Here is a 23,384-nt window from a genome sequence, read left to right as displayed (position 1 = left end):
CATGGGAGCGGTCCCCGACGCGCCCGGGCGAGGCTGCGTAACATCGCGGAAACACGGCGGTTATGGCGAGGTAACCCCTTCCCCCTAGGGTCGGAGAGGCTGAAACCGTCAGTCTCATCCGCTCCGGCCCCCTTTTGGAGACACCACATGTTCAGAGACTCATCCGAGGTGCTCGCGTTCATCAAGGACACCGACGTCAAGTTCCTCGATATCCGGTTCACCGACCTGCCCGGGGTGCAGCAGCACTTCAACATCCCCGCGTCCACCGTCGACGAGGAGTTCTTCTCCGTCGGCCAGCTGTTCGACGGCTCGTCCATCCGCGGCTTCGCGAGCATCCACGAGTCGGACATGCAGCTCATCCCCGACGTGACGACGGCGTACATCGACCCGTTCCGCATCGAGCGCACCCTCATCATGGTGTTCGACATCTACAACCCCCGCAACGGCGAGATCTACGCCCGCGACCCGCGCCAGGTGGCCAAGAAGGCCGAGAAGTTCCTCGCCGCGTCCGGCATCGCCGACACCGCGTTCTTCGCGCCCGAGGCCGAGTTCTACATCTTCGACGACGTCCGCTACGAGGTGAACCAGCACACGAGCTTCTACTCGGTCGACTCCGAGGAGGGCGCCTGGAACTCGGGACGCGAGGAGGAGGGCGGCAACCTCGGCAACAAGACGCCGTACAAGGGCGGCTACTTCCCCGTCAGCCCGGTCGACAAGCAGGCCGACCTGCGTGACGACATCAGCCTCAAGCTGATCGACGCCGGCCTCATCCTCGAGCGCGCGCACCACGAGGTGGGCACGGGCGGACAGGCCGAGATCAACTACCGCTTCGACACGATGGTGCACGCGGCGGACGACATCCTGAAGTTCAAGTACATCGTCAAGAACACGGCGGAGCAGTGGGGCAAGACGGCCACGTTCATGCCGAAGCCGCTCTTCGGCGACAACGGCTCGGGCATGCACACGCACCAGTCGCTCTGGAACGACGGCAAGCCGCTGTTCTACGACGAGGCCGGCTACGGCGGCCTGTCGGACGTCGCGCGCTGGTACATCGGCGGCATCCTCAAGCACGCTCCGGCGATCCTCGCCTTCACGAACCCGACGGTGAACTCCTACCACCGCCTCGTGCCCGGCTTCGAGGCGCCCGTGAACCTCGTCTACTCGGCGGGCAACCGCTCGGCCTCGATCCGCATCCCGATCACGGGCACGAACCCGAAGGCGAAGCGCATCGAGTTCCGCGCGCCCGACGCGTCGAGCAACCCGTACCTCGCGTTCGCCGCGCAGCTCATGGCCGGCATCGACGGCATCAAGAACCGCATCGAGCCGCACGAGCCCGTCGACAAGGACCTCTACGAGCTCCCGCCCGAGGAGGCCAAGAACATCCCGCAGGTGCCCGCGTCGCTCGGAGCCGCGCTCGAGGCGCTCGAGGCGGACCACGAGTTCCTCACCGCGGGCAACGTGTTCACGCCCGACCTCATCGAGACGTGGATCGAGTACAAGCGCGAGATGGAGATCAAGCCCCTCGCGCAGCGCCCGCACCCGTTCGAGTTCGAGCTGTACTACGGCGTCTGATCCCGCCGGCGCTCCTCATCGGGGCGCGTGACGCACGGGCCGTCCTCCTCCGGGAGGGCGGCCCGTCGTCGTGCGCGGGGACGGATGCGGTGACCCGGGCCCGTGCTCCGGACGGATCAGGCGCCGCGCGGCTCCGGCCGGTCGTCCAGGCCGTAGAAGAGCCGCTCGAAGACGGCGCGCGACCGCCGCGTCACGCCCAGGTACTCCTCCTCGAGCACCGATGCCGAGCCGGGCGGGTACTCCAGCAGCCGGGCGATGGCGTCGAGCGCGGCGCGGTCGGCGGGCAGCACGTCGGCCGTGCGGTTGGTCCACAGCGTCATGGCCGAGCGCACGCGGGACGCCAGCAGCCAGGCGTCCCGGAGCCGGGCCGCGTCCTCCTCGTCCACGAGCCCGGCTGCGACGGCGGCGTCCAGGGCGCCCAGGGTCGTCGGCGTGCGCAGGGCGGCATGCGCGTGGGCGTGCCGCAGCTGGATCAGCTGCACGAGCCACTCGACGTCGCTGAGCGATCCGCGGCCGAGCTTCAGGTGCCGGGTCGGATCCGCGCCCTGCGGCAGCCGCTCGTTCTCGACGCGCGCCTTGATGCGCTTGATCTCGCGCACGTCGGCCTCGCCGATGCCGGCCGGGTACCGGAAGCGGTCGGCCAGCTCCGTGAAGTCGGCGATGAGCCCGCTGTCGCCGACGACGCCGCGTGCGCGGAGCAGGGCCTGCGCCTCCCACGTGAGCGACCAGCGCTCGTAGTAGGCGCGGTAGGAGGCGAACGAGCGGACGACGGGACCGTTCCGTCCCTCGGGCCGGAGCCCCGTGTCGAGGTCGAGCGGGAGGCGCGAGTCCTCGGTGAGCCGCGTGAGCTCGGAGACGATGAGCTGGGCCCGACGCTGGGCGAGCTCCGGGTCCATTCCGGCGATCGGTCGGTACACGTGCATGACGTCGGCGTCGGATCCGAAGCCCAGCTCGGCGCCGCCGTAGCGGCCCATCGCGACGACGGCGAACTCGGGCCAGGGCCCGTCCTCGCGACGGATGGCGCGCATCACGCCCCGCAGCGTCGCCGTCGTGATGTCCGCGAGCGACGGCCCGAGCGTCTCCACGTGCGTGACGCCGACGATGGCCCCGATGGCGAGCCGGAGGATCTCGCGCCGGCGGAGCGTGCGGAGCGCGGCGGCCGCGGCGTCCGCCGTGGGATGGCGGTTGACCGTCGCGACGGCCTCCTCCTCGAGCGCCGCCCACGTGCGCGGCCGGAGGTCCTCGTCACGGGCGAGCCAGGCAGCGGCCTCGGGGACGCGATCGAGGAGCTCCGAGACGTACCGGGATCCCGACAGCACCTGCGCCAGCCGCTGCGCCGCGCCGGACGAGTCGCGCAGCATGCGGAGGAACCAGGTCGCCTCCCCCAGCGCCTCGCTGAGGCGGCGGAACGCGAGCAGGCCGTGGTCGGGATCCGGGCCGTCCGCGAACCACTGCAGGAGGACCGGGAGCAGGTGGCGCTGGATCGCGGAGCTGCGCGAGACGCCCTGGGTCAGCGCCCGGATGTGCGCGAGCGCGCCCCGCGCGTCGACGAAGCCGATGGCGGACAGGCGGGCGGCGGCCTGGTCGCTCGTGAGCGCGAGGGTCTCCTCCGGGAGCGAGGCGACGGCGGCGAGGAGCGGCCGGTAGAAGAGCCGTTCGTGCAGGGTGCGCACGCGCGTCTTCGTCGCCGTCCAGCGCGCGGTGAGCTCCTCGGCCCTGCCGTCGAGGCCCGTGCTGCGCGCGAGGACCCGCAGCCGCTCCTCGTCCGTGGGCATGAGGTGCGTCCGGTGCAGCCGGTCGAGCTGGAGGCGGTGCTCGAGGAGGCGCAGGTACCGGTAGTCGCGCGCGAAGTCCCCCGCCTCGGTGCGGCCGATGTAGCCGCCGTCGGCCAGGGCGATCAGCGCGGGCAGCGTGCCGCGGTGCCGCACCTCCTCGTCGGTCTGGCCGTGCACGAGCTGGAGGAGCTGCACGGTGAACTCGATGTCGCGGATCCCGCCCGGGCCGAGCTTGATCTGCTGGTGGAGCTGGTCGGCGGGGATGTTGTCCGTGACGCGCGTGCGCATGCGCTGCACCTGGCCCACGAACCCCTCGCGCGACGCGCTCGACCACACGAGCGGCGCGACGGCCTCGGCGTACCGCTCCCCCAGCTCGACGTCGCCGGCGAGCGGACGGGCCTTGAGCAGGGCCTGGAACTCCCAGTCCTTCGCCCAGCGGTCGTAGTACGCGAGGTGGGAGTCGAGCGTGCGGACCAGCGCGCCCGCCTTGCCCTCGGGCCGGAGGTTGGCGTCGACCTCCCACAGCGCCGGCTCGACCTCGTGCTCGTCGATTCCGCGCATGGTGAGGACGGCGAGGCGCGTGGCGAGCTCGACGGCGCGGTGGGGCTCGATGAGCGGCTCGCCCGCGGCGTCGGTCGCGGCCTCCGCGACGAAGATCACGTCGACGTCGCTGACGTAGTTGAGCTCGCGGGCCCCGGCCTTGCCCATGCCGATGACGGCGAGCCGGGTGGCCCGGATCTCCTCGGGTCGCGCGCGGCCGAAGGTGCCCGCGGCCGAGAGCTCGGCCCGCGCGACGGCCAGGGACGCCTCGAGCGCCGCCCCCGCGAGGTCGGCGAGGGACGCGGTGACGGGGCGCACGGCGACGAGCGGATCGGGGTGAACCAGGTCCCACGCGGCGACGCGCGCGACGAGCGCGCGATACCGGATCCGGAGCGCCGCGCGGGCCTCCGTGCCCGTGAGGGCAGCCACCCCGTCCAACGCGCCGACGGCGTCGAGGAGCTGCTCCCGCACGTCGTCGGGAGCGGGGGCGTGACCGAGCGCTCGGGCGAACGCGTCGAGCTCGGCCGGATGGCGGGTCAGGAAGTCGGCGAGCCCGTGCGAGGAGCCCAGCACCCGCGCCAGCCGGTGGCGCGCATCGTCGTCGGCGAGGACGGCGCGCGTCCGCGCGGGGTCGATCCGCAGCAGCTGCACGAGCGCGTCGAGCGCGGCGTCGGGGTCCGCGCTCGGCGTGAGCGCGTCCACGAGGTCGGACTCGGGCCAGCCCGCGAGCTCCGCCGCCTCCGCCAGCGTCGCGCCGACCTCGCTCAGGCGCGCGAAGCCGGCGCGCGCCAGGGCGCCGATCAGGGTCTGACCGCGTCTCATCGGGGTCTCCGGCCTCGTCGTCGGATGTCGGTGCGGATGCGGGTGGGCGGGACGGTGATCCGCGTCAGAGCATCTCGAGGTTGGAGCGCAGCTCGTACGGCGTCACCTGGGCGCGGTAGTCGCGCCACTCCTGCCGCTTGTTGAGCAGCACGTAGTTGAACACCTGCTCCCCCAGCGTCTCGGCGACGAGCTCGGAGCGCTCCATGAGCTGGATGGCGTGGTCGAGGCTCGACGGCAGCGGCGCATACCCGAGGGCGCGTCGCTCGGCGTCGCTCAGGCTCCACACGTTGTCCTCGGCCTCGGCCGGGAGCTCGTAGCCCTCCTCGATGCCCTTGAGGCCCGCGGCCAGCATGAGCGAGAAGGACAGGTACGGGTTCGCCGCCGAGTCGATGGCGCGGTACTCGACGCGCGAGCTGTTGCCCTTGTTGGGCTTGTAGAGGGGCACGCGCACGAGGGCGGACCGGTTGTTGTGCCCCCACGTGACGAAGCTGGGGGCCTCGCCGCCGCCCCAGAGCCGCTTGTAGCTGTTCACGAACTGGTTCGTGACGGCCGTGATCTCGGGCGCGTGCTTGAGCAGGCCCGCGATGAACTGGCGGCCGATCGTGGAGAGCTGGTACTCGGCGCCGGACGCGTAGAACGCGTTGACGTCGCCCTCGAACAGCGACATGTGCGTGTGCATGCCGCTGCCGGGCTGCGCCGCGAGGGGCTTCGGCATGAACGTCGCGTAGACGCCCTGCTCGATGGCCACCTCCTTGATGACCGTGCGGAAGGTCATGATGTTGTCCGCGGTGGTGAGGGCGTCCGCGTAGCGCAGGTCGATCTCGTTCTGGCCGGGCCCCGCCTCGTGGTGGCTGAACTCGACGGAGATGCCGAGGTCCTCGAGCATGCGCACCGAGCGGCGGCGGAAGTCGTGCGCCGTGCCGCCGGGGACGTTGTCGAAGTAGCCCGCCGCGTCCACCGGCTCGGGTCCGTCGACGCCGAACTCGCTCGACTTGAGGAGGTAGAACTCGATCTCGGGGTGCGTGTAGAAGGTGAAGCCGCGGTCGGCCGCCTTCTCCAGCGTGCGCTTCAGGACGTTGCGGGGATCCGCGATGGCCGGCTGCCCGTCGGGCGTGGAGATGTCGCAGAACATGCGCGCGGTCGGGTCGATCTCGCCGCGCCACGGGAGGATCTGGAACGTCGTCGGATCCGGGTGCGCCAGCATGTCGGCCTCGTACGAGCGGGTGAGGCCCTCGATGGCCGAGCCGTCGAACCCGAGCCCCTCGGCGAACGCCCCCTCGACCTCGGCCGGGGCGATCGCCACCGACTTCAGCGTGCCGGTCACGTCGGTGAACCACAGGCGCACGAACTTGATCCCGCGCTCCTCGATCGTCCGCAGGACGAAGTCACGCTGCTTGTCCATCCACCACCCTCTCGTCGGAGTCCAACCTACCGGCTGACCAGGGGCCGGACCGAGCCGACGCGGGGCCCGCCGTAGACTCCGTCACATGCAGAGCCCCGACGCTGCCGTCACCCCGCCCGAACCCGCCCGCCTCCCGTCGGACCCCGCCGCGCCGCCGAAGCGCGTGCGCATCCGCCACTTCTCCCGGGCCAAGGACGAGGGGCTCCGGATCACCGGGCTCACGAGCTACGACATGCTGACCGCCGGCATCTTCGACGAGGCCGGCATCGACTTCCTCCTCGTCGGCGACTCCGCCGGGAACACCGTGCTCGGCTACGACACCACCGTGCCCGTGACGGTCGACGAGCTGATCCCGCTCGCCCGAGCCGTCGCCTCGTCCGCCCGGCGCGCGCTCGTCGTCGCGGACCTGCCCTTCGGGTCCTACGAGTCCGGCCCCGACCAGGCGCTCGCCACCGCGGTGCGCTTCATGAAGGAGTCGCGCGCGCACGCCGTGAAGCTCGAGGGCGGCGTCCGCAGCGCCGAGCAGATCCGCCGCGTCGTCTCCTCCGGCATCCCCGTGATGGGCCACATCGGGTTCACGCCGCAGAGCGAGCACGGACTGGGCGGCCACATCATCCAGGGCCGCGGCGACGCCGCCGACGCGCTCCTCGCCGACGCGCGCGCCGTCCAGGACGCCGGGGCGTTCGCCGTGGTGCTCGAGATGGTGCCGCAGGACGTCGCGCGCCGGGTGACCGAGGAGCTGCGGATCCCGACGATCGGGATCGGCGCGGGGAACGGCACCGACGGGCAGATCCTCGTGTGGACCGACTTCGCCGGCCTCACGTCGGGACGCGTGCCGCGATTCGTGCGCCGCTACGCGGACATGCGCCAGGTGCTCCTGGACGCCGCGACCCGCTACCGGGACGACGTGGTCTCGGGCGCGTTCCCGGCCGAGGCGGAGAGCTACTCCGACTGACCCGCGAGGTCAGTCGTCGCCGCGCTCCTCCGCGGCCCACTGCTCGGCGCGCTCGCGCAGCCGCTGCGGCGCACGGGCCGCCTCCTCCGCGGTCGCGAACGGGCCGATCCGGTGGGCCGCCGGGGACAGCATCCCCTTCTCCACCTCGCCCGTGCGGTCGTCGTACCAGTACTGCTCGTCGGTGTCGCTCATGCAGCCGATGCTAGGCCCGTCCGCGCCGCGTGCGCGGGCCGGGACGGGCCGGACGAGCCGGTAGGGTCGCTTCCATGAGCGACGACGCGACGACCGCAATCGGCATCGACATCGGCGGGACCGGGATCAAGGGCGCCATCGTCGACGTGACGACCGGCGAGCTGCGGAGCGAGCGCGTGAAGCTGCCCACGCCGCAGGGCGGCGAGCCCGAGGACATCGTGGCGACCGTCGAGCAGATCATCGACGCCCTCGGCGACGTGCCCGCGGGCACGCCGCTCGGCGTGTGCTTCCCGGCCGCGATCGTGCACGGCACGACCATGTCGGCCGCGAACGTCTCCCCCACGTGGATCGGCCTGGAGGCCGAGAAGCTGTTCGAGGAGCGGCTCGGCCTCGAGATCACGTTCGTCAACGACGCGGACGCGGCCGGCTACGCCGAGGCCCGCTACGGCGCCGCCAAGGACGTGCGCGGCCTCGTGATCATGACGACGCTCGGCACGGGCATCGGCACCGCCCTCATCCACGACGGCGTCCTCATCCCGAACGCCGAGCTCGGCCACATGGACGTCGCCGGGCGCCGTGACTTCGAGCGCCGCGCCTCGTACGCCGCCAAGGAGCGCGCGCACCTCAACTGGAAGCGCTGGGCCGCGCGGCTGCAGGTGTACTACGGCCAGCTCGAGAAGCTGATGTGGCCGGAGCTGTTCATCGTCGGCGGCGGCGTCTCCAAGAACCACAAGCACTTCCTGCCGCTCCTGCGCCTCCGCACGCCCATCGTGCCGGCGGAGCTGCGCAACAACGCGGGCATCATGGGCGCCGCGGCCCTCGCCGCGCACGCGGTGGGCGCGAGCACGCACGCCCCCGCCTCCGACCTCGTCGACAAGACGAAGCCCGAGGACTGACGCGCGTCACGCGCCTCGCACGCGGAAGCGGCCGGATCCCCTGGGGGACCCGGCCGCTTCCGTCCGTGGTGCGTGGCGCGGATGGGCCGGCTGATACGCCGGGTTCTGTCCCGGTGCCGAGGCACCATGGACGGCCATCTATCTCGGAGCTGCGTCACCGCAGCCCTCCAGCGGTCTACCCGGGGACTGGACGAGCAGCCTGTGCGTCCCCTGTTCGACCTTGCTCCGGGCGAGGTTTGCATAGCCGACCCGATCACTCGGGCCGCTGGTGGTCTCTTACACCGCCGTTTCACCCTCACCCGCCGCTCGCGCGACGGGCGGTCTGCTCTCTGTTGCACTGTCTCGCGGGTCACCCCGGGTGGGTGTTACCCACCGCCCTGCTCTGCGGAGCCCGGACGTTCCTCGACGCGGCGTCTCCCGGAGGATCCACCGCGGCGCGACCGTCTTGCCGACCCATCCGCGGGGACGAGTCTAGGGCAGCCGCGGCGGCGGCCGCCGCGTCAGAGGCCGGACTCGTCCGTGCGCACGAGGATCGCGTTGCTCTCGGGGTCGATGACCACGTCGTCGGGGGCGCGCTTGCGGAGCGCGTCGAGGTCGCTCTGGTGCAGGGCGATGTTGCTGCCGAGGGAGATGCCGCGGTGCAGCATGGCCGCGCCGACGCCGTAGCGGGCGCGCTGCTTCTCGTAGAGCGCGAGGAGGTCCTCGGGGAACCGGGGCGCGAGCGCGTCGCGGTCCTTCTGCGCCTGCTCGGCCTGCACGCGCAGCTCGACGGCCGCGGCGTCGCGCTCGGCCTCGACCGCGGCGAGTCGGTCGGCCAGCGCGTCGCGCTCGACGACCACCTCCGCCTGCGCGGCCTGCGCCTCCTCGAGGCGCTGCATCACCTCGAGCTCGACCTCCTCGAGCGTGTCCCGGCGGCGCAGGAGCGACTCGAGCTCGCGCTCGAGGGCCTGCACGTCCTTCGGGCTGCCGCCGGCCTCGATGCGGGAGCGGTCGCGGTCCATGCGCGCCTGGACCACGGCGACGTCGGACTCGATGCGCGCGAGCTCCGTCTGCGCGTCCTCGACGACGCCGGTCCGCTCGCCGAGCCGACGGCGGACGAGCTCCATCTCGCGCTGGAGGGCGTCGATCCGCGCCAGCTGCGGGAGCTGCGCGAGCTGGCGCTTCAGGTGCGTGAGCCGGGTGTCGATCTCCTGCAGGTCGAGGAGCTCCTTCTGGATGCTCGGATCGGCTTTCATGCTCTCCCTCTCGTGGTGCGGCGGGTGCGGCGGGCGCGCCTGCCGGTGGTGCGGGTGCGGCTCGGGCCGCGGGTCGTCACTGGGTGACGACGAAGTCCCAGGGGTCGGTGCGGATGTCGCTCACGGTCACCTCGACGTCCGGCAGCGCCTGGCGCAGCGTGTCCGCGGCGGCGTCGAGCCAGAGCCACTCGCTGGCCCAGTGCGACGTGTCGATGAGGCAGGGTCCGCCCCCGCGCTGCACGGCGGCCTCGCGGGCCTCGCTCGCCGGGTGGTGCCGGAGGTCGGAGGTGATGTAGACGTCGGCCGCCTGCACCTCGGGGGCGCCGAGGAGCGAGTCGCCAGCGCCGCCGCACAGCGCGACGCGGGTGATCGGCGCGTCGTAGGCGCCGGCGGCGCGGATCCCCGTGGCCGTGGGCGGGAGGATCCGCGCGAGCTCGCCGGCCAGTCGGCCCAAGGTGGTGGGCGCGGGCAGGTCGCCGACCCGGCCGATGCCGCGGACGCCGCCCTCCGCGGGCTCGAGGGGGCGGAGCGTCTCGGGGAGCAGGCCGAGCAGGGCTGCGAGCCGGCCGGACGTGCCGTCCTCCACGACGTCGGCGGTGGTGTGCGCGGCGTACAGCGCGCAGTCGGCGCGCACGAGGTCGGCGAGGAGCGCGCCCTTGCAGCCGGTCTCGGCGATGGTCGTCACGCCGCGCAGGAGCAGCGGGTGGTGCACCAGCAGCAGGTCGGCGTCGGCCTCGACCGCCTCGTCCACGGTCGCGCGCACCGCGTCGACGGCCAGGTGGATCCGCCGCACGGGACGACGCGGATCGCCGCTGACGAGGCCGGAGGCATCCCAGTCGGATGCGCCGGCGGGGGGCCACGCGCCCTCGACGGCTCGGACGGCGTCGGCGAGGGTGGATGTCACGTCGCCCATCGTAACGAAGGGGTGGCGCCGTCCCGGCGCCCGCGGGTCAGCGTCGACCGCGACGCGCCTCGTCGTCGTCCGATGCGGCGCCCCGGGTCGGGACGAGCGGGTCGAGGGGCCAGAGCGCGCGCTGGGCGGATCCGGGATGGGTGCTCGACCCGTGGGTCGCGGCGTCGACCACGGACCAGGAGGCCGCGTCCTCGACCTTCTCGGGGCTCATGAGTGCACAGTAGCGCCAACCCACCGTGAGTACGCGAACGGATGCGTGGACGGACTCCCCCGCGGTCCCCGCCGCGCGTCCGGCGGCGTGTCAGCGGACGCCGCGCGCCGTCAGGGCATCGCCGAGGTCGTCCGCGTGCTTGAGCGCGACCACGAGGAAGGGGACGACGAAGGTGCGCAGCCCGTCGCGTCCGCCTCGGGCGCGCTGGGCGTCCCGGACGTCCCCGGCCAGCCGGGCGAGGACGGGCACCGTCGACACCGTGACGGTCAGGAGGAGCGCGATCCGCTCGGTGTCGACCCCCAGCCGTCCCAGCGGACGGAGGCCGCGCTCGACGGCGTCGAGGAGCGCGGTGGTCGAGGTCGTGAGCACGAGGAGCCCGGGGATGGCGACGGCCGTCGCCACGCGGGCGGTGTTGGCGACCGCCGGCTCGGGACCGAGCAGCAGCGCCTGGCAGGCGAGCGTGAACAGGAGGAGGAGCCGCACGGCCCGCAGCTGCGACGCCAGGGCGCGGAGCCCCAGGGCGCCGTCGCCGAGGCCCGCGGCGGCGTAGGCGACCACGGCCACCGTCGCCGCGATGCCCGCGCCCGCCCAGGTCGACGGGAGGAGCGAGACCCCGAGCACGGCGGCGGCCAGGAGGAGCGCCTTCGGCCCCGTGCGCATGCGGGCGAGACGTCCCGGGGCGCGCCCGGCCGCCGTCATCCGAGCAGCGCCTCGTACGCGGCGACGACCTCGACGGGCGTCCCGACGCGGGTCAGGCGGCCGCCCGCGAACAGCACGGCCGCGTCGCAGCGGCGGGCGACGTCGAGGTCGTGGGTCACCAGCACGAGGCGGTGGCCCTCCTCGAAGAGGTGGTCGGCCACGCGCCGGGCGTTGCGCGCGTCGAGGTACGCGGTGGGCTCGTCGGCGATCACGAGCTCCGGCTGGCGGACGAATGCGCCCGCGAGCGCCAGCAGCTGCTTCTGGCCGCCGGACAGGTCGTGCGACGGCCGGCCGGCCAGGTCGGCCAGCCCGAAGCGGGCGAGCGCGTCCGCGACCCGGGCGGCGGACTCGTCGCGCGCGAGCCGTTCCGACCGCAGCGAGAACGCGACGTCCTCGCGCACCGTGGGCATGACGATCTGCGCGTCCGGGTTGCTGAAGACCAGCGCGACCCGGCGCCGCAGCTCCCGGGCGTCGCGCGCGGGATCCAGGCCCAGCACGCGGACCTCGCCGGACGAGCGCGGCACGAGCCCGCCGACCAGCCGCGCGAACGTGCTCTTGCCCGATCCGTTCTCGCCGATCACGGCGACGGTGCGGGCGTCGAGGTCGAGCGAGACGTCGGCGAGGACGTCGACGTCGCCGAGGCGCACGCCGACGCCGTCGAGGCGGAGGGCGGCGGTCACGCGGTCGTCGTGGCGGACGCCCGCGGGACGGCGGGGGTCCACCCGGCCCGACGGCGGAAGGCGCGCGGGTAGCCGCGCACGAGTGTCATCACGATGCCCGTGGCGATGGCGGCCTTGACCAGGTCGCCCGGGACGAAGACGAGGCTCGTGTAGACGGTCTCGAGGAGCGGGAGGCGCGTGACGGCGCTCTGCACGGGGATCCCGACGGCGTAGATCGCGAGGATGCCGCCGGTCACCATGGCGACGGCGGTGCGGACGAGGGCGGGCTTCCGCCCGCCGAGGTGGACCAGCGCGCCGACGACGAGGGCGCCGAGCACCCAGCCGACGAGGTAGCCCGCGGTCGGCCCGGCGAAGACGCCGATCCCGCCCGTGCCGCCGGAGAGGAGAGGCAGGCCGACGGCGACGAGCGCCAGCAGCACCAGGATGCAGAGGGCGCCCAGCCACGGACCGAGGATCGCCCCGGCGAGCATCACGCCCAGGGTCTGCGCCGTGATGGGCACGCCGCCGAGGACGCTGATGCCGCCCGGCAGCCCGAGCACGGCGATCACCGCGGCCAGGACGGCCACGCGGGCCAGGTCGGTGGCGTCCACGCGGGACGCGCGCTCCGGCGGGGCGGTCGGGGACGTGGTCATGCGCTTCCTCCGGATCGGGGTCGATCTCCTGAACGGCGTTCACCTGAACGCCGTTCACTATAGTGGCGGCATGGCGGAGGCGCGCGGCGGCAGGGGGCACACGCGCGACGACGTGGCCCGGGCCGCCCTGCGGATCCTCGACGAGCACGGCCTCCCCGACCTCACGATGCGGCGCCTGGCCGCCGTGCTCGAGGTGCAGCCGAGCGCGCTCTACTGGCACTTCCCGGACAAGCAGGGCCTGCTCGCGGAGGTCGCGGACCGGATCGTCGCCGAGGCGGAGGAGCACCGACCGCGTCGACCGGCCGGCGAGCGACCGTGGGACGAGCGCGTGCGCGACCGGGCCGCCGCGTTGCGCGCGGCGCTCCTCGCCCACCGCGACGGCGCGGAGGTCGTCGCGAGCACGACGGTCCTCGGCCTCGGCTCCTCGACGGCCCGTCAGGCGCTGGCTGACGCCGTGGCCGCGAGCGGAGCCGGCGAGGCGGACACCGCGCGCGCGGCTGCGGCGATCCTGCACTTCGTGCTCGGCCACGTGGCCCACGAGCAGCAGCGGGACCAGCTGGCGCGGCTCGGGCTCGTGCACCCGGAGCCCTCGGCGCGCACCCGACGCGAGTCCGCCGACGGCTTCCGCTTCGGGGTGGACCTGCTCGTGCGAGGTCTCGCCGACCTGCGGACGGACGGGTAGGCGGCGGACGACCGCGGGAGGGGTCGCGGCCACGGGGGACGGTGGGCCCTGCCGGGCTCGAACCGACGACATCCACGGTGTAAACGTGGCGCTCTACCAACTGAGCTAAAGGCCCCTGACGGCCGGGGATCCGGCGCCCCGCCATGCTAGCCGACGCCGTCGGCGCGCCACGGCCCCGGGTCGGGAGATCGCCGTACCCTCTCCCCCGTGCCCATCCACCCCTCGCGCCGCACGGTCGCGGAGCCCCGCTGGCCCGCCGGCGTCGGCGTCCTCGTGGCCGTCGTCCTCTACGGGATCGCGCCGACCGCGGTGCCGACCGCGGTTCGGATCGCCGTGGTGCTGATCGCCGTCGCCCTGCTCGTGCCCCTGGTCGCCCTCAACCCGCGGCGCCTGGCCCGCGAGACGGCGTGGTCGCGAGGTCTCGGGCTCGCGCTCGGCGGCCTGCTGCTGGTCGCGAACCAGGTGAGCCTCGTGGTGCTGGTGGTCGCCCTCGTCGACGCCTCGGAGGCGGGTCCCGAGCTGCTGCTCACGGCGCTCCAGGTCTGGACGACGAACGTCCTGGCCTTCGCGCTCGTCTACTGGGAGATGGACCGGGGTGGCCCGGTGGCGCGCCGCTCCCACGCCCGGGCCGCGCTCGCCCCCGCCGACTTCCGCTTCCCCCAGGACGAGGACGCCGGCGCCGTGTCCGAGGTCGCCCGGCGCTCGTCCGAGCACGCGGACTGGGTCCCCGGGTTCGTCGACTACGCGTACTTCTCGCTGACGAACTCGATGGCCTACAGCCCCACCGACGTCATGCCGCTCTCGCATCGCGCCAAGGGCCTCATGGCCCTGCAGGCGTTCGCGGGGTTCGTGATCCTCGCCCTGGTCATCGCCCGCGCCGTCAACATCCTCAGCTGAGGCGCGACGGGAGCCCGATCACGCCGGGACGAGCGCCAGGTCGCGGATCGCCGAGCGGTACGCCTCGAGCTCACGGGCCTCGCCGGGCGCGGTGATGAAGCTGCGGCGGATGATGCCGCGGGTGTCGATGAGGAAGGTCGCGCGGTTCGCGAAGCCCTTCTCCTCCAGGAACACGCCGTACTCCTTGGCGACCTGGCCGTGGGGCCAGAAGTCGGCCAGGAGCTGGAAGTCGATGCCCTGCTGCTGGGCCCACGCGCGCAGCGTGTGCTTGCTGTCGACGCTGATGCCGATGAGCTCCACGCGGCTGTCGGCGAACATGCCGAGGTTCTCCTCGAGCTGGCACATCTCCCCCGTGCAGGTGCCGGAGAAGGCGAGGGGGAAGAAGACGAGGGCGACCGCGCGGTGGCCGCGGTACTCGCTCAACCGGACCCGCTCGCCGTACTGGTTGGCGAGCTCGAAGTCGGGAGCCTGTGTGTCGTTGGCCAGGGCCATGGGGTGCGGTTCCTTCCGTGCCGGCAGATGTCCCCTGTCTGGCACGAGGATCGATCCTACGCCGGGCCCCCGCGATGTCCAGCGGCGGGGGCGCGAGGCCGCCGGACGGGCGCGCCGACCGGTCGTCCGCCGCCGTCGGTCGGCATGGGTAGGCTGGCCCTCGGCGTACGCGCGGTCTCGCACCCTTCGAGCCCCGTGGCACCGAAGACGATGTCTGCACACCACAGGAAGAGGTCGAGGGTGACTGTCAACGACCAGGATCCGTACTCGGTGAACCACACCGACCAGGATCCGGAAGAGACCGCCGAATGGAACGAGTCGCTCGACGGGCTCGTCGAGACGCAGGGCCGGGGTCGCGCGCGCGACGTCATGCTCAGCCTCCTCAAGCGCTCGAAGGAGCTGCACCTCGGCGTGCCGATGGTCCCCACCACGGACTACATCAACACCATCGCGCCGGAGAACGAGCCCGACTTCCCGGGTGACGAGGACCTCGAGCGCCGCTACCGCGCGTGGATCCGCTGGAACGCGGCCGTCACGGTGCACCGGGCCCAGCGTCCCGGCATCGCGGTCGGCGGGCACATCGCCACGTACGCCTCCTCGGCCGCCCTCTACGAGGTCGGCTACAACCACTTCTTCCGCGGCCAGGACCACCCCGGCGGCGGCGACCAGGTCTTCGTCCAGGGCCACGCCTCCCCCGGCACCTACGCCCGCGCCTTCCTCGAGGGACGCCTGAGCGAGCACCAGCTCGACGGCTTCCGCCAGGAGAAGAGCCACGAGGGCGGCGGCCTCTCCTCGTACCCGCACCCCCGCCTCATGCCGGAGTTCTGGCAGTTCCCGACGGTGTCGATGGGCCTCGGCCCGATCAACGCGATCTACCAGGCGCAGGCCAACAAGTACCTCACCAACCGCGGCATCAAGGACGCGTCCGACCAGCAGGTCTGGGCGTTCCTGGGCGACGGCGAGATGGACGAGGTCGAGAGCCGCGGGCAGCTCCAGGTGGCGGCGAACGAGAAGCTCGACAACCTCAACTTCGTCATCAACTGCAACCTGCAGCGGCTCGACGGCCCGGTCCGCGGCAACGGCAAGATCATCCAGGAGCTCGAGAGCTTCTTCCGCGGCGCCGGCTGGAACGTCATCAAGGTCGTCTGGGGCCGCGAGTGGGACGACCTGCTCGCCCGCGACACCGAGGGCGCCCTGCTCGACCTCATGAACCGCACGCCCGACGGCGACTACCAGACCTTCAAGGCCGAGAGCGGCGCCTACATCCGCGAGAACTTCTTCGGGCGCGACGAGCGCACCGCGAAGCTCGTCGAGGGCTACTCGGACGACCAGATCTGGAACCTCAAGCGCGGCGGACACGACTACCGCAAGGTCTACGCGGCGTTCAAGGCGGCGAGCGAGCACACGGGCCAGCCCACGGTGATCCTCGCCAAGACGGTGAAGGGCTACGGCCTCGGACCGAGCTTCGAGGGCCGCAACGCGACCCACCAGATGAAGAAGCTCACGCTCGACAACCTCAAGCAGTTCCGCGACGAGATGCGCGTGCCGATCACGGACGCCCAGCTCGAGGAGGACCCGTACCTGCCGCCGTACTACCACCCCGGCCAGGACGACGAGGCGATCCGGTACATGCAGGAGCGTCGCCGCGCCCTCGGCGGGTACTCCCCCGAGCGCCGCACGAACCACACGGCCATCTCGCTGCCCGACGACTCGGCGTACCGCATCTCGAAGAAGGGCTCCGGCACGCAGGAGATCGCCACGACCATGGCGTTCGTCCGGCTGCTGAAGGACCTGATCCGCGCGAAGGACTTCGGCAACCGCGTCGTCCCGATCATCCCGGACGAGGCCCGCACCTTCGGCATCGACGCCTTCTTCCCGACGGCGAAGATCTACAACCCGAACGGCCAGCACTACACGTCGGTCGACCGCGAGCTGCTGCTGTCCTACAAGGAGAGCCCGCAGGGCCAGATCGTGCACGTGGGCATCAACGAGGCGGGCGCCCTCGCGGCGTTCACCAACCTCGGCACCACGTACTCGACGCAGGGCGAGCCGCTCATCCCGATCTACGTCTTCTACTCGATGTTCGGGTTCCAGCGCACGGGCGACGCGATCTGGGCGGCGGGCGACCAGATGGCGCGCGGCTTCCTCATCGGCGCCACCGCCGGGCGCACCACGCTCACGGGCGAGGGCCTCCAGCACGCGGACGGCCACTCGCTCGTCCTGTCGGCGACGAACCCCGCGGTCGTCGCCTACGACCCGGCGTACGCCTACGAGATCGGGCACATCGTGCGCTCCGGCCTCGAGCGGATGTACGGCGGCGAGCACGAGGACCCGAACGTCATGTACTACCTCACGGTGTACAACGAGCCGATCATCCACCCGGCCGAGCCCGAGGGCGTGGACGTGGACGGGATCGTCCGCGGCGTCCACAAGCTCAAGGACGGCTGGGTCGACGGCCCCAAGGCGCAGCTGATGGCCTCCGGCGTCGCCGTGCCGTGGGCGCTCGAGGCGCAGCAGCTCCTCGCCGACGACTGGGGCGTGTCCGCCGACGTGTGGTCCGTCACCTCGTGGGGCGAGCTGCGGCGCGACGGCCTCGCTGCGGAGGAGCACAACCTCCTGCACCCGCACGCCGAGACCCGGGTCCCGTACCTGGAGGAGAAGCTGCGCGGCGCCGAGGGCCCGTTCGTCGCGGTCACCGACTTCTCGCACGCGGTGCCCGACCAGATCCGCCAGTTCGTCCCCGGCGACTACTCGACGCTCGGCGCCGACGGCTTCGGCTTCTCGGACACGCGTCCGGCCGCCCGCCGCTTCTTCGCCATCGACGGTCCGTCGATGGTCGTGAAGACGCTCCAGCGCCTCGCGAAGCAGGGCAAGGTCGACCAGGACGCGCCGAAGTGGGCGATCGACAAGTACCGCCTGCTCGACGTGAACGCCGGCACCACCGGGTCGGCCGGCGGCGAGGCGTGAGCTGCGCCGACCTGACGTGACCCCGAGCGACCGGCACGACACCGACGTGGAGACCGGGGAGACGAAGGCGGAGACGCTGACGTGGCTCCGGTCCCTGTCGGGCGAGCTCGCGAGCGCGACGCTCAAGCGGCTGGAGGACACGCTGCCCTGGTACGGCGAGATGCCGCCGGGGCGGCGGTCCGCCGTCGGTCTCGTGGCGCAGGCCGGCATCACGTCCTTCATCCACTGGTACGACGACCCGGACTCCACTCCGTGGATCGCCGCGGACGTGTTCGGCGCGGCACCGCGCGAGCTGCTCCGCTCGGTGAGCCTGCAGCAGACGCTGCAGCTCATCCGGGTCACGGTCGAGGTCGTCGAGGACCGGGTCCGCGACCGGCACCGCACGGTCCGCGACGCGATCCTCCTGTACTCGCGGGAGATCGCCTTCGCCGCAGCCGACGTCTACGCGCGCGCGGCCGAGGCGCGCGGCCTGTGGGACGCGCGTCTGGAGGCGCTCGTCGTCGATAGCATCCTCTCGGGCGAGTACGACGACGAGCTGCCGTCGCGGATCGCCGCGCTCGGCTGGCACGGCCACGGCGAGGTGTCCGTGCTCGTCGGCACCGCGCCCGCGGTCCTCGACGTCGACCAGCTGCGGCGCACGGCACGACACCTGGACGCGGACGTGCTCATCGGGGTCCAGGGCAGCCGGCTGGTCCTCGTCATCGGGCGCGCATCGCCGGCGGTCGTGGATCCCGACGCCGGCGCCCCCGAGACGGCCCCCGTCTCCTTCCTCGAGATCGCCACCCAGCTGGAGCCCGGCTTCGGATCCGGCCACCTGGTGCTCGGGCACGAGGTGGCGAGCCTCGTGGAGGCGTCCCGCAGCGCCCGCGCCGCCCTCGCGGGCTTCGCGGTCGCGCGCTCGTGGCGGAACGCCCCGCGGCCGACGCTCGCCGACGACCTGTTGCCCGAGCGCGCCCTGGCCGGCGACCCGCTCGCGCGCTCCACCCTCATCAACCGGATCTACAAGCCCCTGCAGGCGCACTCGACGGAGCTCCTCGCGACGCTCTGGTGCTACCTCGACACGGGACGCTCGCTCGAGGCCACGGCCCGCGAGCTCTTCGTGCACCCGAACACCGTCCGCTACCGCCTCAAGCGCGTCTCGGACGTCATCGGCTGGGATGCGACGGGCGCGCGCGAGGCCCTCATCCTGCAGGCGGCGCTCATCATCGGCAGCATCGCGGAGGCGGGGACCACCGTCCCCAAGCAGCAGGGATCGGGCCGCGCGCGGCCGAAGCGCCAGGCCGCCCGGTGAGCGCCGCCCGGTGTGGCGCCGACACAATGTCGCGGCTGATCCTCTGTAGGACGTCGACTCCGACGTGCCCTGCCCGGGGCGGGAGGATGGACGGATGATCATCGTCGTCTGCCCGGGTCAGGGCTCCCAGAAGCCCGGCTTCCTCTCCCCCTGGCTCGAGCACCCCGAGCACGCGCGGCTGCTGGGCGAGCTCGGCGACGCCGCCGGGCTCGACCTCGTCACGCACGGCACCACGTCGGACGCGGACACGATCCGGGACACCGCCGTCGCCCAGCCGCTCATCGTGGCAGCGGGCATCATGGCCCTCCACGCGCTGCTCGCCGACGGCCGCGACGCCTACGTCGCCGGCATCGCGGGCCACTCGGTGGGCGAGATCACCGCGGCGGCCGGCGCGGGCATCCTCACGGACGCCGAGGCCATGTCCGTGGTGCGCACCCGCGGGGACGCCATGGCCGAGGCCGCCGCGATCACCCGCACGGGCATGAGCGCCGTCGTCGGCGGCGACCAGGACGCCGTCCTCGCGCGCCTGGCCGAGCTCGGGCTCGAGCCCGCCAACTACAACGGCGGCGGCCAGATCGTCGTCGCCGGCGACCCGGACGCCCTCGCCGCGCTCCAGGCAGAGCCCCTCCGCGGCACGCGCGTCATCCCGCTCCAGGTCGCCGGCGCGTTCCACACGCACCACATGGCGCCCGCCGTGGACGCGCTGCGGGAGGCCGTCGCGCCGCTCGCGCCCCGCGACCCGCGCTTCCCCATCTGGACCAACCGCGACGGCAGCCGCGTCGAGTCCGGCGCCGCGTTCCTCGACCTCGTCGTGGGCCAGGTCGCGAGCCCGGTCCGCTGGGACCTCTGCATGGAGGCGTTCGACGCCGCCGGCGTCACGGGCCTCATCGAGGTCGCCCCGGCCGGCGCGCTCACGGGCCTCGCCAAGCGCGGCCTTAAGGGGCTGCCCACGCTCGCGCTCTCCACGCCCGACGACCTCCCGGCGGCCATCGACATGCTCGACGCGCACGCCTGATCCGCCTCACCGACACCGAACAGGCACACATGACCGACCAGCCCCGCCCCACCATCCAGACCGCGCCCGTGGTCGAGCGCTTCACCCGCATCTGGGGCCTCGGCGCCGCCCGCGGCGAGCTCGACGTGCCGAACGACGACCTGGTCGGCCCCATCGACTCGTCCGACGAGTGGATCCGCCAGCGCACCGGCATCATCACGCGCAAGCGCGCGGGCGCCGACGTCGACGCGGTCGACCTCGCGACCACCGCGTCTCTCGAGGCCATCGCGAAGGCCGGCATCCGCCCCGAGCAGATCGGCATCGTCCTCGTCTCCACGGTGAGCAACACCGTGCAGACGCCGTCGATGGCCGCGCTCCTCGCCGACCGCATCGGCGCGAACCCCGCGCCCGCCTACGACATCTCGGCCGCGTGCGCCGGGTACACGTACGGCATCGCGCAGGCCGACTCCTTCATCCGCTCGGGCCTCGCCGAGTACGTCCTCGTGGTGGGGGCCGAGAAGCTGTCCGACATCGTCGACCCGACGGACCGCTCGATCTCGTTCCTGCTCGGCGACGGCGCCGGCGCCGCGATCGTCGGCCCGAGCGAGACGCCCGGCATCTCTCCCACGGTCTGGGGCTCCGACGGATCCAACTGGGACGCGGTCGGCATGACCGGCACGCTCAAGAGCATGCGCGACGGATCCGCCTGGCCCACGCTCCGCCAGGACGGCCAGAAGGTCTTCCGCTGGGCGGTCTGGGAGATGGTCAAGGTCGCCAAGGAGGCGCTCGACCGCGCGGGCGTCGCACCCGACCAGCTCGCCGCCTTCATCCCCCACCAGGCGAACATGCGCATCGTGGACGAGTTCGCCAAGCAGCTCGGCCTGCCCGATACGGTGGCCATCGCACGGGACATCGCGACCACGGGCAACACCTCCGCCGCGTCCATCCCGCTCGCCACCCACCGCCTGCTCGAGGAGGACCCGTCGCTGTCCGGCGGCCTCGCCCTGCAGATCGGATTCGGCGCCGGACTCGTCTTCGGCGCGCAGGTCGTCGTCCTGCCCTGAGCCCCACCGCCCCATAAGCTGTTCCGGTCATCACGAACCACGAGGAGATACACATGGCACTGTCCACCGAAGAAGTCCTGGCCGGCCTGGCCGAGCTCGTCAACGACGAGACCGGGATCGCCACCGACACCGTCGAGATGGACAAGTCGTTCACCGACGACCTGGACATCGACTCGATCTCGATGATGACGATCGTCGTCAACGCCGAGGAGAAGTTCGACGTGAAGATCCCCGACGAGGAGGTCAAGAACCTCAAGACCGTCGGCGACGCCGTCACCTTCATCACCAACGCGCAGTCCTGATCGCGCGGACGACGGCCGGTCCCGCAACCGGGGCCGGCCGTCTCCCCTTCCCGTTCCCCCTGACGTCGAGGAGACGCCACGCATGACCACCCCCAAGAAGATCGTCGTCACCGGCATCGGCGCCACGTCGCCCCTCGGTGGCACGGCCGAGGACACCTGGCAGGCGCTCCTCCGCGGCGAGTCGGGCATCAGCACCCTCGAGCAGGAGTGGGTGGCGAAGTGGGAGATCCCCGTCACCTTCGCCGGGCAGGCCAAGGTGCCGTCCTCCGAGGTCATGCAGCGCATCGAGACCAAGCGCCTCGACCCGTCCAGCCAGTTCGCGCTGACGGCCGCCCGTGAGGCGTGGGCCGACGCGGGCTCCCCCGAGGTGGACCCGCTGCGCTTCGCCGTCGACTGGGCGACCGGCATCGGCGGCGTCTGGACGCTCCTCGACGCATGGGATACCCTGCGCGAGAAGGGCCCGCGTCGCGTCCTCCCCATGACCGTGCCCATGCTCATGCCGAACGGTCCCGCGGCCGCGGTGGGCATGGACCTCGGCGCCCGCGCCGGCATCCAGACCGTCGTCTCCGCGTGCGCCTCCAGCACCGAGTCCATCGCGAGCGCCTACGAGCACCTGCAGGCCGGCCGCGCCGACATCATCGTCGCCGGCGGATCCGAGGCGTCCATCCACCCGCTCCCCATCGCCTCCTTCGCGGCGATGCAGGCGCTGTCCAAGCGCAACGACGACCCGCAGCGCGCCTCGCGCCCCTACGACATCTCGCGCGACGGCTTCGTCCTCGGCGAGGGCGGCGCGGCCCTGGTCCTCGAGACCGAGGAGCACGCGAAGGCCCGCGGCGCCCGCATCTACGCCGAGCTCGTCGGCGGTGCGGTCACCAGCGACGCGTTCCACATCACCGCCCCGGACCCCGAGGGCACGGCCGCCGCGCGCGCCATGATCCAGAGCATCGAGGGCGCGGGCTACTCGCGGTCCGACGTCTCGCACATCAACGTCCACGCGACGAGCACCCCGGTCGGCGACATCGCCGAGTACAAGGCGCTCGAGCGCGTGTTCGGCGACGCGGTCCACGGCATCCCCGTGAGCGCCACGAAGGCGTCGACCGGCCACCTGCTCGGTGGTGCGGGCGCGATCGAGGCCGTCTTCACCGTGAAGGCGCTGGCGGAGCGCACCGCTCCCCCGACGATCAACCTCACGGAGCAGGACCCGGACATCCCGCTCGACGTCGTCACGTCGCCCCGCCCGCTCGGCGACGGCGACCTGCTGGCGATCAGCAACTCGTTCGGGTTCGGCGGGCACAACGCGGTCATCGCGTTCCGCAGCGTCTAGCGGCAGGCGCACGACGAGGGGCCCCGACCGGATGGTCGGGGCCCCTCGTCGTGCACGCCGCGGGAGGAGGAGGCGCGCGCCGGAGCGCTCGGGTCAGCCGACCTTGTGCAGCCAGACGACGGGGCTGAAGTCGCTCGCGTGGCGGAACGCCTCGAGCTCGTCGTCCCACGCCTGGCCCATGGCGAGCCGCAGCTCGCGGTGCAGCTCCAGCGTGTTGGATCCCGCGACGTCGAGGGCGTAGCGGATGCGGTCCTCGGGGATGACCGTGTTCCCGGCCGTGTCGGTCTGGGCGAAGAACACGCCGAGGTCGGGCGTGTGCATCCACCGGCCGCCGTCACGTCCCGGGCCGGCGTCCTCGGTGACCTCGTAGCGGAGGTGCTCCCAGCCGCGCAGGCCGCTGGCGATGGCGGCACCGGATCCCTCCGGCCCCTCCCAGTAGTACTCCGCGCGCATGGCGCCCTTCAGGACGGGCTGCGGGTCCCACGTGAAGTTCACGGCGTGACCGAGGGCGCGACCCGCTGCCCATTCGACATGGGGGCAGAGCGCGCGAGGAGAGGAGTGCACGTAGAGCACTCCTCGAGCCGGTCTTGAGTTGGCGACGGGTGCTTCCATGGGTCTCCTCCATCCGATCAGATGCGTCTTCCCCAACGATCTGCGTGCGATGGACGAGCTCCACACCTGCCGGTGCGGCCGGCGCGAGCGCCGACGGGTCCCATCATGGCGGGTGATCCTGTGCATCGGCAACATCGCCGCCACGACGCGCCGGGCGTCCCGCTCCCCCGCGCTTCGGCGGTCGCGGCGGGTCCCCACCGGGTGCATGCCGGGAATGCCTAGGCTCCAGGTGTCG

Annotated in this window: 22 protein-coding genes, 1 tRNA gene and 1 other RNA gene; 11 read left to right on the top strand and 13 right to left on the bottom strand. The window is 72.7% G+C overall.

What is annotated here, in order from left to right:
* The first annotated feature begins 147 nt into the window (after window positions 1–147).
* Window positions 148–1,572 carry a type I glutamate--ammonia ligase gene (gene glnA, locus AES38_RS07865; protein ID WP_012298985.1) on the top strand — a complete coding sequence of 475 codons (1,425 nt, stop codon included), beginning with the start codon at window positions 148–150 and terminating at the stop codon, window positions 1,570–1,572.
* 116 nt (window positions 1,573–1,688) lie between these two features.
* Here glnA (AES38_RS07865) and AES38_RS07860 read toward each other — a convergent pair whose 3' ends face one another.
* Together AES38_RS07860 and glnA (AES38_RS07855) are read right to left on the bottom strand one after the other, a co-directional pair.
* Window positions 1,689–4,709: a bifunctional [glutamine synthetase] adenylyltransferase/[glutamine synthetase]-adenylyl-L-tyrosine phosphorylase gene (locus AES38_RS07860; protein ID WP_053774500.1), complete on the bottom strand. Its 3,021-nt coding sequence runs from the start codon at window positions 4,707–4,709 to the stop codon at window positions 1,689–1,691.
* A 64-nt stretch (window positions 4,710–4,773) separates the two neighbouring features.
* The gene (glnA, locus tag AES38_RS07855) at window positions 4,774–6,111 is read right to left on the bottom strand and encodes a type I glutamate--ammonia ligase (RefSeq protein ID WP_053774499.1); all 1,338 of its coding nucleotides are present in this window, start codon (window positions 6,109–6,111) and stop codon (window positions 4,774–4,776) included.
* A gap of 85 nt (window positions 6,112–6,196) precedes the next feature.
* Between glnA (AES38_RS07855) and panB the strand changes: the two genes are divergently transcribed.
* Entirely contained in the window at window positions 6,197–7,066 is an 870-nt protein-coding gene (gene panB, locus AES38_RS07850; RefSeq protein WP_053774498.1) for a 3-methyl-2-oxobutanoate hydroxymethyltransferase, read from the top strand.
* 9 nt (window positions 7,067–7,075) lie between these two features.
* Here panB and AES38_RS07845 read toward each other — a convergent pair whose 3' ends face one another.
* Window positions 7,076–7,258: a hypothetical protein gene (locus tag AES38_RS07845; protein ID WP_043669198.1), complete on the bottom strand. Its 183-nt coding sequence runs from the start codon at window positions 7,256–7,258 to the stop codon at window positions 7,076–7,078.
* 74 nt (window positions 7,259–7,332) lie between these two features.
* On the opposite strand from AES38_RS07845, the gene ppgK reads away from it, so the two are divergent.
* Entirely contained in the window at window positions 7,333–8,154 is an 822-nt protein-coding gene (ppgK, locus tag AES38_RS07840; RefSeq protein WP_053774497.1) for a polyphosphate--glucose phosphotransferase, read from the top strand.
* A gap of 78 nt (window positions 8,155–8,232) precedes the next feature.
* Here the strand turns inward: ppgK and rnpB are convergent.
* From rnpB to AES38_RS07815, 7 genes are all read right to left on the bottom strand, one after another.
* Window positions 8,233–8,610: RNase P RNA component class A (gene rnpB / locus AES38_RS14510), an RNA gene on the bottom strand.
* A gap of 44 nt (window positions 8,611–8,654) precedes the next feature.
* On the bottom strand, window positions 8,655–9,389 hold the full coding sequence (locus AES38_RS07835) for a zinc ribbon domain-containing protein (RefSeq protein ID WP_053774496.1): 735 nt from the start codon (window positions 9,387–9,389) through the stop codon (window positions 8,655–8,657).
* Window positions 9,390–9,465: 76 nt separating this feature from the next.
* On the bottom strand, window positions 9,466–10,293 hold the full coding sequence (locus AES38_RS07830) for a Nif3-like dinuclear metal center hexameric protein (RefSeq protein ID WP_157883517.1): 828 nt from the start codon (window positions 10,291–10,293) through the stop codon (window positions 9,466–9,468).
* Window positions 10,294–10,339: 46 nt separating this feature from the next.
* A complete protein-coding gene (locus AES38_RS16025) occupies window positions 10,340–10,513 on the bottom strand; it encodes a hypothetical protein (RefSeq protein ID WP_167439747.1) in 174 nt (57 codons plus the stop codon).
* Window positions 10,514–10,603: 90 nt separating this feature from the next.
* The gene (locus AES38_RS07825) at window positions 10,604–11,212 is read right to left on the bottom strand and encodes a CbiQ family ECF transporter T component (RefSeq protein ID WP_053774494.1); all 609 of its coding nucleotides are present in this window, start codon (window positions 11,210–11,212) and stop codon (window positions 10,604–10,606) included.
* Window positions 11,209–11,892: an energy-coupling factor ABC transporter ATP-binding protein gene (locus AES38_RS07820; protein WP_053775728.1), complete on the bottom strand. Its 684-nt coding sequence runs from the start codon at window positions 11,890–11,892 to the stop codon at window positions 11,209–11,211. The genes AES38_RS07825 and AES38_RS07820 overlap by 4 nt, the downstream gene beginning before the upstream one ends.
* On the bottom strand, window positions 11,889–12,524 hold the full coding sequence (locus tag AES38_RS07815; protein ID WP_053774493.1) for a biotin transporter BioY: 636 nt from the start codon (window positions 12,522–12,524) through the stop codon (window positions 11,889–11,891). The genes AES38_RS07820 and AES38_RS07815 overlap by 4 nt, the downstream gene beginning before the upstream one ends.
* A gap of 70 nt (window positions 12,525–12,594) precedes the next feature.
* On the opposite strand from AES38_RS07815, the gene AES38_RS07810 reads away from it, so the two are divergent.
* Window positions 12,595–13,206 (top strand): TetR/AcrR family transcriptional regulator C-terminal domain-containing protein, encoded by a 612-nt coding sequence (locus AES38_RS07810; protein ID WP_053774492.1) that lies wholly within the window; start codon window positions 12,595–12,597, stop codon window positions 13,204–13,206.
* 42 nt (window positions 13,207–13,248) lie between these two features.
* Here the strand turns inward: AES38_RS07810 and AES38_RS07805 are convergent.
* A tRNA-Val gene (locus AES38_RS07805) sits at window positions 13,249–13,321 on the bottom strand.
* A gap of 92 nt (window positions 13,322–13,413) precedes the next feature.
* Here AES38_RS07805 and AES38_RS07800 point away from each other — a divergent pair.
* On the top strand, window positions 13,414–14,103 hold the full coding sequence (locus AES38_RS07800; protein WP_053774491.1) for a DUF1345 domain-containing protein: 690 nt from the start codon (window positions 13,414–13,416) through the stop codon (window positions 14,101–14,103).
* An 18-nt stretch (window positions 14,104–14,121) separates the two neighbouring features.
* Here the strand turns inward: AES38_RS07800 and AES38_RS07795 are convergent, their stop codons facing one another.
* Window positions 14,122–14,595: a peroxiredoxin gene (locus tag AES38_RS07795; protein ID WP_043669182.1), complete on the bottom strand. Its 474-nt coding sequence runs from the start codon at window positions 14,593–14,595 to the stop codon at window positions 14,122–14,124.
* A 240-nt stretch (window positions 14,596–14,835) separates the two neighbouring features.
* On the opposite strand from AES38_RS07795, the gene aceE reads away from it, so the two are divergent.
* The 6 genes from aceE to AES38_RS07765 all read left to right on the top strand — a co-directional run bounded on the left by aceE (window position 14,836) and on the right by AES38_RS07765 (window position 22,537).
* A complete protein-coding gene (gene aceE, locus AES38_RS07790; RefSeq protein WP_053774490.1) occupies window positions 14,836–17,562 on the top strand; it encodes a pyruvate dehydrogenase (acetyl-transferring), homodimeric type in 2,727 nt (908 codons plus the stop codon).
* Window positions 17,563–17,578: 16 nt separating this feature from the next.
* On the top strand, window positions 17,579–18,853 hold the full coding sequence (locus AES38_RS07785) for a PucR family transcriptional regulator (protein ID WP_053774489.1): 1,275 nt from the start codon (window positions 17,579–17,581) through the stop codon (window positions 18,851–18,853).
* Window positions 18,854–18,947: 94 nt separating this feature from the next.
* Window positions 18,948–19,868 (top strand): ACP S-malonyltransferase, encoded by a 921-nt coding sequence (locus AES38_RS07780; protein ID WP_053774488.1) that lies wholly within the window; start codon window positions 18,948–18,950, stop codon window positions 19,866–19,868.
* 29 nt (window positions 19,869–19,897) lie between these two features.
* The gene (locus AES38_RS07775) at window positions 19,898–20,911 is read left to right on the top strand and encodes a beta-ketoacyl-ACP synthase III (RefSeq protein WP_053774487.1); all 1,014 of its coding nucleotides are present in this window, start codon (window positions 19,898–19,900) and stop codon (window positions 20,909–20,911) included.
* Between the two features lie 53 nt (window positions 20,912–20,964).
* Window positions 20,965–21,213 (top strand): acyl carrier protein, encoded by a 249-nt coding sequence (locus tag AES38_RS07770; RefSeq protein ID WP_012038305.1) that lies wholly within the window; start codon window positions 20,965–20,967, stop codon window positions 21,211–21,213.
* A gap of 82 nt (window positions 21,214–21,295) precedes the next feature.
* On the top strand, window positions 21,296–22,537 hold the full coding sequence (locus AES38_RS07765) for a beta-ketoacyl-[acyl-carrier-protein] synthase family protein (protein ID WP_053774486.1): 1,242 nt from the start codon (window positions 21,296–21,298) through the stop codon (window positions 22,535–22,537).
* Window positions 22,538–22,630: 93 nt separating this feature from the next.
* Here the strand turns inward: AES38_RS07765 and AES38_RS07760 are convergent, their stop codons facing one another.
* Entirely contained in the window at window positions 22,631–23,149 is a 519-nt protein-coding gene (locus AES38_RS07760) for a DUF3145 domain-containing protein (protein WP_012038303.1), read from the bottom strand.
* Window positions 23,150–23,384: the final 235 nt, after the last annotated feature.

Origin of the sequence: Clavibacter capsici (assembly GCF_001280205.1) — a bacterium.
Lineage (GTDB): Bacteria > Actinomycetota > Actinomycetes > Actinomycetales > Microbacteriaceae > Clavibacter > Clavibacter capsici.
The sequence above is the reverse complement of the archived record's forward strand: the minus strand, read 5'-3'. Positions and strand labels throughout refer to the sequence as shown.